Here is a 15,106-nt window from a genome sequence, read left to right on the forward strand (position 1 = left end):
TTTTATCCTTATGAAATGGATTATTATTTTGACGAAAATTCTCAGAAATAATGAACGTTTAGGATCCTTTAATCGTATTGCAAATTACAATCCAATTAGCGTCATTTTTATTTTCAAAAAAGAGATCTTCAGTAAAAGATTCGACATCAAAAGAAACTCCGGTGGGAACATTTCCTATCGGAGTTTTTTTAATTATTAGTTTTATATTGTTTAGCCTCTCTGGGGTTTGGGGATAAACGCGGAAGGGAAATCTGCCTTTATTTTTAGTAATGCTCTGTCTGCTTCCAGTCTGTTTCTAAAATTCCCAACCCAAACTTTATAGTTTGGGGTTTCGTAAATAACAGAAGAAGGCATGGAATTATATTTTCCTCTAAATTCCTTGATCACATTACTCGCGGCATTGTTGTCTCCGTAATATAGCTGGATTGTATAGCGTTCTCCAAGCTTCCCGTCTTTTGTCATCTCTGATTTTAATTCCAGTAATTCCGGAATAAGTTCACTTTGCTGGATATTGATTTGCCCTGTTTGTGCACTCATGTTGAAACAAATTCCAAGCATAAACATACCCGTGAAAAAACAGTCTTTAATTTTTAATATTCTCATTATAAAAAGGTTTGGTGTAAAAGTATATATTAATAACTTAAACGGGGGTTAATTTATTATTTAGAACTATTATAAATTGCAAGTTAACACTTCTATATGATTTCTAAAATCGACTTTAAGTATTACTTTTGTCCGTGAATTTTAGGGTTCGATGGCTTATATTCATTGATTATAATAATTATGAAAAATCGTGCCAAACAATAAGACGTTAATTCAACTTACAATATGAAAAAGGTGAAATTCCGCCATTCAACCACACGCCTGCTGATTTTATCAGCAATATTTCTGTTTTCATTTTCCGATTTAGCTTTTTCTCAGGAAGGCGATGTTGCTGCAGATCAAGCGGAGCCGCAGGAAGAGGCAGCAGCTGCTCCGGGATCAGATTTAGGTGATCCTGTAAACGGGAAATCGTTGTTCAATTCACTTTGCGCAGCCTGTCATAAGCCTTTTTCAAAAGCTATTGGTCCTGCTTTGCATAAAGTAACAGATAAATATAGCCGTGACTGGTTAAATACCTGGATTCGTAATTCTTCAGCGATGATCGCTTCCGGAGATGCCCAAGCCATAGCTATCTACGAAGAGTATAACAAAGTTGCAATGCCAGCATTCCCAGCTTTGACCGATTCAGAAATCGGGGATATTCTTGCATATGTGGAGCAGCCTAAGCCGGAGCCTCCGGTTGCTGCGGGATCTGGTGTTGCTGCCGGCGAAACCGGTGCCGGAGTTGGGGGTGTTTCAAATAATGTAATCCTGGCAATCCTGGCATTTATTCTTTTAATGCTGTTATTAATACTTTTTCTTGTAAATAAAACGCTAAGAAAATTTGCTGTGGCAAGTGGTGTTGAGTTACCTGCTAAGAAAGAGCGTGGCACCCCAATTTGGAAAGCATTTGTTCAAAATCAGTTTTTAGTATTGGTTACTTCTGTGATCGTTTTATTGGCCGCCGGATATTTTGTGTATGGATTTTTTATGCAGGTAGGTATAGATCAGGGTTATCAGCCTATTCAGCCTATTCATTATTCGCATAGAATTCACGCGGGTGAGAACCAGATAGAATGTAAATTCTGCCACTCTTCCGCAAGGGTTTCAAAACATTCAGGCATCCCCTCTTTAAATGTGTGTATGAATTGTCACGTATCCATTGGAGAAGTAGCTGCTGAAACAGCTACTGAAGAATATTCGAAAGAATTTTATGATAATGAGATCGCTAAATTATACGATGCAGTAGGTTGGGATCCCGAATCTCAATCCTATACTGGAGAAACCAAGCCGGTAAAATGGGTAAGGATTCATAATTTACCAGATTTCGCATACTTCAATCACTCTCAGCATGTTTCCGTTGCGCAAATCGAATGTCAAACCTGTCACGGTCCTATTGAAGAAATGGAAATCGTTTATCAGGATGCTCCGCTAACAATGGGTTGGTGTATTAATTGTCATAGGGAAACCAATGTGAAAATGGAAGGAAATGAATACTATGAGAAAATTCACGAAGAATTATCTAATAAGTATGGTGTAGAAGAGTTAACCGCCGCGCAGTTAGGTGGATTGGAATGCGCAAAATGTCACTACTAGTAGTACTCCTGGTAAATCAGGTTTTTTAATTAAGAAGTTAATAATATTTATATATATGTCATCAAACAAGAAATACTGGAAAAGTGTTGAGGAGCTAAAAGAAAAAAGCTCCATTGTTGAGACGCTCCAACAAAAAGAATTTATAGAAGATATCCCAACCGATGAGTTTTTGGGTGATAAGGAATCTTTATCCGGAACTTCTACCACGCGTCGTGATTTCTTGAAATATGTTGGTTTCAGTACAGCTGCAGCTTCCTTAGCTGCCTGTGAAGGCCCCGTCATTAAGTCTATTCCTTATGTGGTGCAACCGGAACGAATTGTTCCCGGAGTAGCCGATTTTTATGCTACTACGATCGCCGATGGATTTGATTTTGCCAGCGTTTTGGTTAAAACACGGGAAGGTCGTCCTATTAAGATTGAGAACAATGCTTCGGCTACTGTAAAAGCAGGAGTAAATGCCAGAGTTCATGCTTCCGTATTGTCTATGTATGACAGTCAGCGGGTCAAGAGACCTATGATGGATGGACAAAATGTTTCCTGGGATAATTTTGACCAGCAAATAATGAATTCGTTGAAAAGTGTGCAGGGAGAGATTGTTCTTCTTACACAAACTTTCGCAAGCCCATCTACTACCAAAGTTATAAATGAATTTTCGGCTAATTTCGGAAATGTACGTCACGTAGTTTACGATACAGTTTCAGAAGATGCTGCGCTAACTGCTTTTGAGGCAAAATATGGATTTCGGGCTTTGCCAAATTACGATTTCTCTAAAGCTGAAGTCATAGTATCTGTTGGTGCCGATTTCCTCGGGGATTGGCAAGGTGGTGGCTATGATGCAGGATATGCAAAGACAAGAATTCCTAAAAACGGAAAAATGTCGCGACATATTCAGTTTGAATCAAATATGTCCTTAACCGGAGCAAATGCTGATAAAAGAGTGCCCGTAACTCCGTCTCAGCAAAGAGCGGTTTTAGCATCCTTGTATGGGTATATTGTTGGAGGTTCATCTAGCAGTAACTTGTCTGGTAAAATAGATGATGCTGTAGTAAAAACAGCTACCCAACTAAGAGAATCTGGAGGTAAGGGAGTAGTTGTTTCAGGATTACCAGATTTAGATGCTCAAACTTTGGTGCTAGAGATTAATGAGGCTTTGGGTAGCCAGGTGATGGATACTGCAAATCCAAGAATGACTCGTCAAGGAAATGCCACCGCTGTTACGAAGTTGGTTGAAGATATGCAGAATGGAAGCATTGGTGCAATTTTAATTGCCGGGGTAAATCCAGCTTATAGTTTGCCAAATTCAAAAGAATTTGCAAAAGCATTAAAAGATATTGAAGTATCTGTTGCTTTCTCTATGAAAGAAGATGAAACTGCTAAGTTGTGTAAATTTGTTGCAGCCACGCCTCATTACCTAGAGAGTTGGGGAGATGTTCAATTCAATAAAAATAATTTCAGCTTGATGCAGCCAACTATCAGGCCTTTGTTTGATACCAGGCAATTTCAGGAGTGTTTGTTAAAGTGGAATGGATCTGATACATCCTACTACGAATATATTAAAGAGACTTGGAGTTCTTTAGGAACAAATGAATGGAATACCGCATTGCATGATGGTGTGTTTGAAGGAACTGCTCCTGCTTTAGGTGCAGCTGTTACTTCAGAATTTGTAGCTAGTCCAATTGATACAAGTACTGCTGTTCGGAATTTAAGTGTTGATTCAGAAGGAAAAGGTCTTCAATTAAGTCTTTATACTAAAATATCTATGGGAGATGGGCAACAAGCCAACAACCCATGGTTACAGGAAATGCCAGATCCTCTTACAAGAGCATCCTGGGACAATTACCTAACAATTTCTCAGGAAGATGCAGATAGTTTTGAGTTAATCAATGAGAATGTGGCCAACGGGGCCCTTAATGGAAGTTATGTTAATCTAAAAATGGATGATGTGACTCTTGAAAATGTACCGGTATTTATTCAACCCGGGCAAGCCAAAGGTAGCGTAGGTTTGGCGCTGGGTTATGGAAAAAAGGAAGGAATAAAAGAAGAAATGCAGGTAGGTGTTAATGCCTATCCTTTATATAAAGATTTTAAATCTGTGCAGAATGTTTCCCTGGAAAAAGTTGCGGGAATGCACGAATTTGCCTGTGTTCAACTACATAACACATTGATGGGACGTGGTGATATTATCAAGGAAACCACGCTTGAAATTTTCAATACCAAAGATGTTCGTGTTTGGAATAAAGTTCCGGAGGTTTCTCTTAATCATATTGAAACTCCTGTAACTTCTCCCGAAGTGGACCTTTGGGAAAGCTTTGACAGATCCATTGGGCATCATTTCAATCTTTCTATAGACTTAAATGCCTGCACTGGTTGTGGTGCTTGTGTGATAGCTTGTCATTCTGAAAATAATGTGCCGGTAGTTGGGAAGACCGAAGTTAGGAAATCCCGTGATATGCATTGGTTGAGAATAGACCGTTATTATTCTTCAGAGGATACTTTTACCGGAGATATTGATAAGAAAGAAGATATGTCCGGACTAGGAGATTCGCTTTCTCAGTTTGCAGAACTGGAACTTGCAGCAGATAATCCGCAGGTAGTATTTCAGCCTGTAATGTGTCAGCATTGTAATCATGCTCCTTGCGAAACTGTTTGTCCTGTAGCAGCTACGGTACATGGGCGTCAGGGCCAAAATCAAATGGTTTATAACAGGTGTGTGGGAACAAGGTATTGCGGGAACAACTGTCCTTATAAAGTTCGTCGTTTTAACTGGTTTAACTATGCGAAAAATGATGAATTTGATTATCATATGAATAATGATCTTGGTCGTATGGTTTTAAATCCGGATGTGACCGTTCGTTCAAGAGGGGTGATGGAGAAATGTTCAATGTGTATGCAAATAACTCAAAAAACTATCTTAGATGCAAAACGAGATGGCAGGGCTATCGAGGATGGAGAATTCCATACGGCGTGTTCTGCGGCTTGTGATAAAGGTGCTATGCATTTTGGAGATGTTAATGATAAGGAAGCTAAGATTGTTCAGTTGAAAGAAAATAAAAGGATGTATCACTTGCTGGAATATGTTGGAACAAAACCTAATGTGATGTATCAAACCAAAGTAAGGAATACTTCAGAAGCTTAATAAAAACAAGTAAAGAATCAATTATAAAAGGATATGTCTCATTACGAAGCACCTATTAGAAAGCCTTTAGTTACCGGAGATAAAACCTATCACGATGTAACCATTGATGTGGCGGCACCGGTTGAAGGAAGAGCGAATAAATCGTGGTGGATAGTATTTTCTATCGCCCTTATCGCTTTTCTCTGGGGTTTAGGCTGTATAATTTATACGGTCTCTACAGGAATTGGAACCTGGGGATTAAATAAAACCGTAGGCTGGGCCTGGGATATTACTAACTTTGTTTGGTGGGTAGGTATTGGCCACGCCGGTACACTTATTTCTGCGGTATTATTATTATTCCGTCAAAAATGGAGAATGGCGATTAACCGTTCTGCTGAGGCGATGACAATTTTCTCTGTAATGCAGGCTGGTTTATTTCCAATTATCCACATGGGACGTCCATGGCTTGCATATTGGGTACTTCCAATCCCAAACCAGTTTGGGTCTTTATGGGTAAACTTTAACTCCCCTTTGCTTTGGGATGTATTTGCAATTTCCACCTACCTTTCTGTTTCCCTGGTTTTCTGGTGGACTGGTTTACTTCCGGATTTTGCCATGATACGTGACAGGGCTGTAAAGCCTTTTCAGAAAAAAATATATGGAATATTAAGCTTCGGATGGAGCGGTAGGGCGAAAGACTGGCAACGTTTTGAAGAGGTTTCTTTGGTACTAGCAGGTTTGGCTACCCCATTGGTACTTTCGGTACATACCATTGTATCCTTTGATTTTGCTACCTCGGTTATCCCTGGATGGCATACTACTATTTTTCCTCCATACTTTGTTGCAGGAGCTGTTTTCTCCGGATTTGCAATGGTAAACACCTTGCTTATCATAATGCGAAAGGTTTCCAACCTGGAAGATTATATTACAATTCAGCATATAGAATTGATGAACATTGTAATTATGGTCACAGGTTCTATTGTGGGGGTTGCTTATATTACCGAATTATTCGTAGCCTGGTATTCCGGAGTGGAATATGAGCAATATGCTTTCCTTAACAGGGCAACAGGTCCTTATTGGTGGGCTTATTGGGCGATGATGACTTGTAACGTTTTGTCCCCACAGTTTATGTGGTTCAAAAAACTGCGAACCAGTATCATGTTCTCTTTCTTTATCTCTATTGTAGTGAATATTGGGATGTGGTTCGAACGCTTTGTAATTATAGTTACTTCACTTCATAGGGATTACTTACCTTCCTCCTGGACCATGTTCTCACCAACTTTTGTAGATGTTGGTATATTCATTGGAACTATAGGTTTCTTCTTTGTATTGTTCCTTTTATATGCAAGAAGTTTCCCTGTAATCGCTCAGGCAGAGGTTAAAACAATTTTAAAAGCTTCCAGTGCAAAGTATAAAAGATTACGTGCAGAACATGGGGACGATGTAGATCATTATTCGCCAATTGTTAGAGAGCCAAGCGCAAATACCGCGGAAGGTGTTCATAAGCAAATGGAAGATACCAGTGGAGAAGGTACCCTGGAAGACGATAATCATAATCCAACGGTAAGTGCGGACGCTCTTGTTACTTCTGAAATTCAAAAGGACAGGATTGATGAAATGTTGGAAAGAATAGGCACTTTTAGTCCAACTACCCAAAAAGCTGATGACCTCACTAAACTGAAATCTGTAGGCCCATTGATGCAACAACGTTTGCACCAGTTAGGAATTTATACTTTCAGCCAGGTTAGCAAACTGAAAGCAATCGATTTTGAATTGTTAAACGAAATTATTGAAAACTTCCCAGGCGAAGGAAAACGGGAAGATTGGGAAGCCCAGGCAATAAAACTTAATAATAAGTAAAAGATGGCATCAAAAGTTATACACGCTATTTATACCGATGACGATATACTCTTGCAAGCGGTAAAGCAAGTAAGGGCAGGTAGGTATCATATTGCAGAGATTTACACCCCTTTTCCTGTTCACGGGCTAGACAAAGCAATGGGGTTGGAGCCAACAAGACTGGCCATTACCTCATTTCTTTATGGTTTGGTTGGACTCGCAGTGGCTATCGTTATGATGAATTACATGATGATAGAAGATTGGCCTCAGGATATTGGTGGAAAACCTAGTTTTAGCTTTCTATCAAATCTTCCTGCTTTTGTGCCTATTATTTTTGAATTAACAGTGTTTTTTGCAGCGCACCTTATGGTGATTACATTTTATATGAGGAGTAAATTATGGCCTTTTAAGGAAGCTGAAAATCCTGATGTAAGAACAACAGATGATCATTTTCTTATGGAAATTGATGTAGAAGATCACGATGTGAACCAACTTTCAAAATTTTTATACGACACAGGTGCACTCGAAATTAATTTAATAGATAATAAATAAACACAATGAAAAGTTTATTTCAAAGATCCATAGTACTCTTTCTTATTGCCGCAACAGCTACCTCTTGTTTCGATAAGAGTAGCCCCAATTATCAGTATTTCCCGGATATGTATGAGTCTGTTCCTTATGATACCTACGGGGAATACGATGTTTTTGTAGATGAACAGGAAGCAAAATTGCCGGTAGAAGGGACTATTCCACGTGGTTGGAGACCTTACGAGTATGAAAATACAAATGAAGGATATGCTCTTGCAAAAGCTGAACTAAAGAACCCTTTACCTTACACTGAAGAGAATCTTACTACCGGTAAGGATCTATATAATATATATTGTGCAGTTTGCCATGGAGAGCAGGGAGATGGCCAGGGAATTTTGGTTCAACGTGAGAAAATTCTTGGGATTCCAAGTTATGACGATCAAGGAAGAGCTATCACAGAGGGTAGTGTTTATCACGTCATGTATTTTGGTCTTAATGCAATGGGATCGTATGCTTCTCAAACTTCCATTGAAGAGCGTTGGCAAATAGATCATTATGTAATGAAATTAAAAGATGCTTTGGAAGGCAATCCTGAAAGGGAATTTGATGATGAAACAGTAGAAAACCTTATTCCTGCAGTGAATGCAGATTCTACTGCAATCCAGGATTCTGATGCAACCCTTTCTTCAGATCAACCAGAAAGCACAAACTAAAAATAACTGTATTTAGATATATTCATATGTACACGCTATCCAGTAAATTAAAATTAACAGCAATTATATTTATGATTGTTGGTGCCATTGGTCTCATCTACGCCTTTGTAGCTGCCCCGTCCACAATTGAGGAGGTAAAGGAAATGATGGCTGATGATACCTCTCATGGATCTTCCGATATGGGAATAGTAGACCAGGATGTTGAATTTGCCAACCCGGATCATGCAGAAGGAGATCATATTTTGGTTGATGATCACGATAATGAACATTATGAACATTTATTGCACCAATTGCAAAATAAGCCATGGGCCGCTTTATATATAGCAGCTTTCTTCTTTTTCATGATCGCACTGGGAACGCTTGTTTTTTATGCATTACAATACGCGGCCCAGGCAGGTTGGTCCCCGGTTCTTTTTCGGGTAATGGAAGGTATCACGGCTTATTTATTGCCGGGTAGTATCATCATATTCATAATATTAGTACTATCAGGGCTCCATTTAAACCATCTTTTCATCTGGATGGATCCGGAAGTGGTTGCTCATGATAAAATTATTCAGAATAAATCCGGATATCTTAATGTACCGTTCTTTTTGATTAGGGCATTGATCTATTTAGGTGGATGGAATTTGTTTAGATACTTACTTAGAAGAAACTCGCTTAGGATCGATGAAGATTCAAAAGATAATAAATGGTTCAAACAAAACTTTAAACTTTCTGCTGGATTTTTAGTATTCTTCATAGTTACGGAATCTATGATGTCTTGGGACTGGATTATGAGTTTGGATCCACACTGGTTTAGCACTTTGTTTGGATGGTATGTTTTGTCAAGCATGATAGTATCAGCAATCACTGTAATTGCTTTGGTTTCCATATATCTTAAATCAAGAGGTTACCTGGAATATGTTAATGATTCCCATATACACGATCTTGCAAAGTTTATGTTTGGTTTTAGTATCTTCTGGACGTACCTGTGGTTTTCACAATTTATGTTGATATGGTATTCTAATATTCCTGAAGAGGTTACTTATTTTGTAACCCGAATTGAAGATTATGGTTTGCCATTCTTTGGAATGGTGGTTATGAATTTTGTTTTCCCTATTTTATTATTGATGAACAGTGATTATAAAAGGGTGAATTTATTTGTTGTAATGGCCGGAATAATAGTGCTACTTGGGCATTATTTAGATATTTTTGTAATGGTTATGCCGGCAACGGTTGGGGAGTCCTGGTTTATTGGAATTCCTGAGATTAGTGCTATGTTATTGTTTGGTGGATTGTTTGTGTTTGTGGTGTTCAACGCCCTTACTAAAGTGCCATTGTTACAAAAAGGCAATCCTTTCATCAAAGAAAGCAAGCATTTCCATTATTAATTAGAGATTTATAAAGAAGAAATAATAAAATGACTGTATTTTTAGTAATCATAGTAATAGCCTTGTTTGCCGTAACTATATGGCAGATGTCAAAAATATTTGATCTATCCAGGAGCAGCAATGAGGTAGATTCCTCACAAATTGCGAATGACAAGGATAACAAAACCCAGGCTTATCTTTCTGTTGGTTTTGCAATATTCTTTTATGGTTTGATGTTTTATTCCTTTTGGAATTTGAGTAAATTTTATTTGCCGGAAGCATCCTCAGAACACGGGAGTGAAGTAGATACCCTTATGTTTATTACCATCATAATTATTATGATCGTACAAATATTAACGCAGGCTTTGTTGTATTGGTTTTCATACAAGTATAGAGGACAAAAAGGAAATAAAGCACTTTTTTATGCCGATAACGATAAACTGGAATTTATTTGGACCATAATTCCTGTAATAGTATTAGCAGGGTTGATAATTTATGGATTGTTTACCTGGTCTGATATTATGAATATCAATGAGGATGACGATCCTATGGTTGTAGAATTATACGCGTATCAATTTGCATGGAGAGCCAGATATTCCGGAGAGGATAACACCCTTGGGAAAGCCAATGTACGTTTTATTGAAGGTGTAAATCAGTTGGGAGTAGATGAAAGTGATCCCTATGGTAATGATGATGTTATTACCACGGAACTTCACCTTCCAGTTGGCAAACCTGTGGTGTTTAAATTTCGTTCACAGGATGTTTTACATTCAGCTTACTTCCCTCATTTTAGAGCTCAAATGAATGTTGTTCCGGGAATGATTACTCAGTTTGGTTTTACACCAAGTATCACTACCGAGGAAATGAGAGAAAGTGAATATATGGTCGATAAGGTTCAAACCATTAACGAAATAAGAAAAGAAAATTCTATAGAATTAATTGCCCAGGGAGAAGTTCCTTTAGATACTTATGAGTTCGATTACTTCTTATTGTGTAATAAAATTTGTGGTCAGGCTCATTACAATATGCAAATGAAGATTATTGTGGAAAGTCAGGAGGATTATGATGCCTGGATGGCCGAGCAGAATACGTTTGCTACATCCATGGCGCCACAGTAGTAGCTGTAGGAAGATTTTAAAATTGCACGTTTTGAAAACAGAAAAATTAAAAGTTAAAGATTTAAAGATATGTCAGCACTAGGACAGGAAACGTTGGATCATGCACATGATGATCATGGGCATCATCATAAACAAACCTTTATAACAAAATATATATTTAGTACAGATCATAAGATGATTGCCAAGCAATATCTTATCACTGGTTTGTTAATGGGAATTGTTGGTATTTTAATGTCGGTTCTTTTCCGTATGCAACTCGCATGGCCGGGAGAGTCCTTTGCATTGTTTGAATTTTTTCTTGGAAAATGGGCTCCAGACGGGGTGATGTCTCCAGAAATTTATCTGGCACTTGTTACCATTCACGGAACAATAATGGTTTTCTTCGTGCTTACGGCCGGTCTTAGTGGTACTTTTAGTAACCTGTTAATTCCACTCCAAATTGGAGCAAGGGATATGGCATCTGGTTTTTTAAATATGATTTCATACTGGTTATTCTTTCTATCCAGTGTTATAATGTTAAGTTCCTTATTTGTAGAAGCAGGACCTGCATCTGCCGGTTGGACCATCTATCCACCCCTAAGTGCATTGCCACAGGCGATTGGAGGTTCCGGAATGGGGATGACTCTTTGGCTTGTTTCCATGGCAATTTTTATTGCTTCTTCTTTAATGGGATCCTTAAATTATATAGTTACAACGATTAATTTGAGGACTAAAGGAATGTCTATGACAAGACTTCCACTTACTATATGGGCATTTTTTGTAACTGCAATTATTGGTGTGGTTTCCTTCCCGGTCTTGCTTGCAGCTGCACTATTGCTTATAATGGACAGAAGTTTTGGCACATCTTTTTTCCTTAGTGATATTTTTTTACAAGGAGAAGTGCTAAGTCACCAGGGAGGTTCCCCGGTGCTTTTTGAACATTTATTCTGGTTCCTGGGGCACCCGGAAGTTTATATTGTAATTCTTCCTGCAATGGGCCTTGTTTCAGAAATTTTAGCAACCAATGCCCGAAAACCTATATTTGGGTATCGTGCGATGATTGCTTCTATCCTTGCGATCGCCTTTCTATCAACCATCGTATGGGGTCACCATATGTTCGTATCTGGGATGAATCCATTTTTAGGATCGGTATTTACCTTTACCACCTTGCTAATTGCAATCCCTTCTGCAGTAAAAGCTTTTAACTGGATAACTACCTTATGGAAAGGAAACCTGCAGCTTAACCCTGCCATGTTATTCTCCATTGGGTTTGTTTCTACTTTTATTACCGGAGGTTTAACCGGTATTATTTTAGGGGATAGCACATTGGATATCAACGTGCACGATACCTATTTCGTAATTGCTCACTTTCACCTTGTAATGGGGATATCTGCATTGTATGGTTTATTGGCAGGGGTATATCACTGGTTTCCAAAAATGTTTGGTAGAATGATGAACAAAAATCTTGGTTATGTTCATTTCTGGATCACCGCAATAGGAGCGTACGGGGTATTCTTCCCAATGCACTTTATTGGACTGGCCGGATTACCAAGAAGATATTATACAAATACAGCATTCCCATATTTTGACGATCTTGCAGATACCAATGTATTAATTACGGTTTTTGCGTTGATAACAGCGGCTATTCAGTTGGTTTTCCTTTATAACTTTTTTCATTCGATATTCTTTGGAAAAAAAGCCACTCAAAATCCCTGGAAATCAAACTCTTTGGAATGGACTACCCCGGTGGAACATATTCATGGAAACTGGCCGGGAGCGATCCCTGCTGTTTACAGATGGCCTTATGATTACAGTAAAACCAATGAAAATGGGGAATACGTGATCGCAGGGCAGGATTTTGTTCCTCAGGATGTGCCCCTTCAGGCAGGTGAAGAGGAGATGAATCATTAGGAACAATAGCAAAAAAATTACGAACCCGGTTATCTAAAAAATTTCCCGGGTTTTTCCCTAGGAATGGATTTGGTACCTTATTATTACAACTATAGGCTTGGTTTTTTTATAAGTAGAGCCAGTAGGTGACTTTCAAATTTAAGCTCCGGTACCTTGGTGCAAGAATACTATTTGTGTAATAATTGTCATTGTAGATAAGGTACATATCTGAAAGGGGAGCAAAACGCCACTGTATCCTGGAATTTATTCCAATATTTTGCTCCTGATTACTGTATTGCACAAAAGTTGCCCAAAAAAGGGATTTTGTAAAAGTAACGTCAACTTTGCTTCCCAATAACCAAATGTCATTTATTGCAAAAGGTTCAGGAAGCCTCACTTTATCATATCTTGCCTGTAGAGAAATAATATACCGGGGTTGTAAACGCAGGTTTAGGTTAATATTAGGTGTGAGTACCGTTCCATTAAAAAACTGTCCATAGGTAATTCCTACATTGTATGATAATCCCTGTCTGTTATCACTGTTGTATCTCAATTGGCCACTAGTATAATGGTAATCGGAATTTGCAGGGAGAGGTGTTCCCCCAGAGCGTGTGGGTTCAAAATCGTCGAACAAATAGGTGTAACGGTTAAATATATTTGCAGAAATTTCTGAAGTGTCTTTAAAACCTATTTCCCAGCTCGAAATAATAATATAATCTGACAGTTGGAATTCCGGTTCCGGTTTCCATTGGAAGATGGGAGTAACGCTAAAGGTATGTGCATTCACAGGGCCTTTAGACGGGAACAGTAAATATTCTACCTGGGGATCTACTTTTAGAATTCCTTTCCTTGGAATGAAACCAAGTTCGCTCCTAAAATTCTCTCCAACAAAAAGTCCGCTGCCCCTAATTCGCCAGTTATCGCTATTGTGAGTCAGGCCTGCCCCGGCAGAAAAGTCGTCATCTTCCAGGCCGGGGCTGAAAGATTTGTGCAAATAAAATTTTCCGTTCCAGCTGTTGTCGAGATTTGCGAGGTTATAATCCAGGCCAACTACACGATTATAATCGTCGCCAATTGAATCTCCTTCCCTGTTCGTTGTGTTCTGGCGGTTTACGAATACGGCATTAATAGCCGACCTTTTAAAGATCCTGTGCTGCAGGGCAACCACCATATTATTTGCCGCTTCTATATCATATTTTTCATCCTTTTCGTTTTGCACATTTAAAACTCCTATCCTAAAATTTTTATTAAGTTTTCCGCTTAATCTGGCTCCGGCAATTATTTGGTTGGGGCGGTTAATGCCGTCCCTGTCTTTGGCTATTCCAATACGGCGCGAAAAGAACGGGTTAGCATCCTTGGAGTTGCCAAAATCTGCAAAGAGGTCACTATTCTCTATAAAAAACTGTCGCCTTTCCGGCAAATTAATTTCAAACCTCGTAAGGTTGGTTACCAGGTTATCAACTTCTACCTGAGAAAAATCGGGATTAATTGTGAGATCGAGGTTCAGGCTGTTACCTATGGCAAACTTTGCGTCCCCCCCTGCCTTGATTCCAGTGAAATTTCTGTTGAATTCAAAATCCTTCTCAGTAGAGCCATTTATATAAGGTATTAAGGATATAGGTGTTCTGCCATTTTCCAGAGGCTTTTCAAAAATCATATCCCCCATAAAGGCAAGATTAAAAACATGTTGGCTGCGCGGGATTCTCATCCAGGTATTCTGTTCGTTTCCCTGTGTATCGAACTGGTAAGAATTGAACCTCCATTTGGTTTCTCCAGGACTGAATTTAAAAGCTGAAAGTGGAATTATCCATTCACTTATATAATATCCTTCATAAATTTTAGTCTCTGCAAACCATTTGGTATCCCAACTTGTGGTAAAGCCACTAAGATCTGTACCGCCTCCAGATACAAGAGCTTCCCGGCGCACTCCGGCAGGATTTACCCCAAAAAGAAAAGCATTGGCACCGTCATTGAAGGTGTCGAACATAAGAGTAATATTATCGCTTCCTCCAGCTCTAAAATCCCTTCTAAGGGACGGGACCACATATTTGTTTCCTATAGAGTTAACTTTGATCCCAATATAAAGGTTACGATTGTCGTAAAGCATTTTTATGGAGGTCTGGCTGCTGGCCTGCAGAGTATCTTCTGGGAAGTACTGCCAGAATTCATCGGCAGAATCGGCGGTAGTCCATGCCGGCTCATCCAATATTGCATCAATTTTAATGGGTTCAGAGATATAGTTAACTACAAACTCTCTATGTTGGGAGTAGAGTTGTTGTGCAAAAATAAATAATAGCAAGGTAAAAATGCTTTTGATCATAATTCTGTTTAGGATGCCTTTAAAAATACCAAAAATTAATTTGTCATCGCAATTCTTAATTCCCGTCAAATTAAATA

10 protein-coding genes are annotated in these 15,106 nt (G+C 38.7%); 8 read left to right on the forward strand and 2 right to left on the reverse strand.

Annotated elements, in window-relative coordinates:
• Positions 1-210: 210 nt before the first annotated feature.
• On the reverse strand, positions 211-603 hold the full coding sequence (locus GILLI_RS13070; protein WP_006989591.1) for an SPOR domain-containing protein: 393 nt from the start codon (positions 601-603) through the stop codon (positions 211-213).
• A 225-nt stretch (positions 604-828) separates the two neighbouring features.
• On the opposite strand from GILLI_RS13070, the gene GILLI_RS13075 reads away from it, so the two are divergent.
• The 8 genes from GILLI_RS13075 to GILLI_RS13110 all read left to right on the forward strand — a co-directional run bounded on the left by GILLI_RS13075 (position 829) and on the right by GILLI_RS13110 (position 12,730).
• On the forward strand, positions 829-2,178 hold the full coding sequence (locus GILLI_RS13075; RefSeq protein WP_006989592.1) for a c-type cytochrome: 1,350 nt from the start codon (positions 829-831) through the stop codon (positions 2,176-2,178).
• Positions 2,179-2,233: 55 nt separating this feature from the next.
• Entirely contained in the window at positions 2,234-5,314 is a 3,081-nt protein-coding gene (locus GILLI_RS13080; RefSeq protein WP_006989593.1) for a TAT-variant-translocated molybdopterin oxidoreductase, read from the forward strand.
• 33 nt (positions 5,315-5,347) lie between these two features.
• Positions 5,348-7,153 carry an NrfD/PsrC family molybdoenzyme membrane anchor subunit gene (nrfD, locus tag GILLI_RS13085; RefSeq protein ID WP_006989594.1) on the forward strand — a complete coding sequence of 602 codons (1,806 nt, stop codon included), beginning with the start codon at positions 5,348-5,350 and terminating at the stop codon, positions 7,151-7,153.
• A gap of 3 nt (positions 7,154-7,156) precedes the next feature.
• Positions 7,157-7,684, forward strand: coding sequence for a DUF3341 domain-containing protein (locus GILLI_RS13090; protein WP_006989595.1), 528 nt, complete (start codon positions 7,157-7,159; stop codon positions 7,682-7,684).
• 5 nt (positions 7,685-7,689) lie between these two features.
• Positions 7,690-8,373, forward strand: a complete 684-nt coding sequence (locus GILLI_RS13095) for a c-type cytochrome (RefSeq protein ID WP_006989596.1) — start codon at positions 7,690-7,692, stop codon at positions 8,371-8,373.
• Between the two features lie 26 nt (positions 8,374-8,399).
• The gene (locus GILLI_RS13100; RefSeq protein ID WP_040506646.1) at positions 8,400-9,743 is read left to right on the forward strand and encodes a hypothetical protein; all 1,344 of its coding nucleotides are present in this window, start codon (positions 8,400-8,402) and stop codon (positions 9,741-9,743) included.
• A 29-nt stretch (positions 9,744-9,772) separates the two neighbouring features.
• Positions 9,773-10,840: a cytochrome c oxidase subunit II gene (locus GILLI_RS13105; RefSeq protein WP_006989598.1), complete on the forward strand. Its 1,068-nt coding sequence runs from the start codon at positions 9,773-9,775 to the stop codon at positions 10,838-10,840.
• 69 nt (positions 10,841-10,909) lie between these two features.
• Positions 10,910-12,730: a cytochrome c oxidase subunit I gene (locus tag GILLI_RS13110; protein WP_006989599.1), complete on the forward strand. Its 1,821-nt coding sequence runs from the start codon at positions 10,910-10,912 to the stop codon at positions 12,728-12,730.
• Between the two features lie 106 nt (positions 12,731-12,836).
• Here the strand turns inward: GILLI_RS13110 and GILLI_RS13115 are convergent, their stop codons facing one another.
• Positions 12,837-15,029: a DUF5916 domain-containing protein gene (locus GILLI_RS13115; protein WP_006989600.1), complete on the reverse strand. Its 2,193-nt coding sequence runs from the start codon at positions 15,027-15,029 to the stop codon at positions 12,837-12,839.
• Between the last annotated feature and the right edge of the window lie 77 nt (positions 15,030-15,106).

Origin of the sequence: Gillisia limnaea DSM 15749, from assembly GCF_000243235.1 — a bacterium.
Lineage (GTDB): Bacteria > Bacteroidota > Bacteroidia > Flavobacteriales > Flavobacteriaceae > Gillisia > Gillisia limnaea.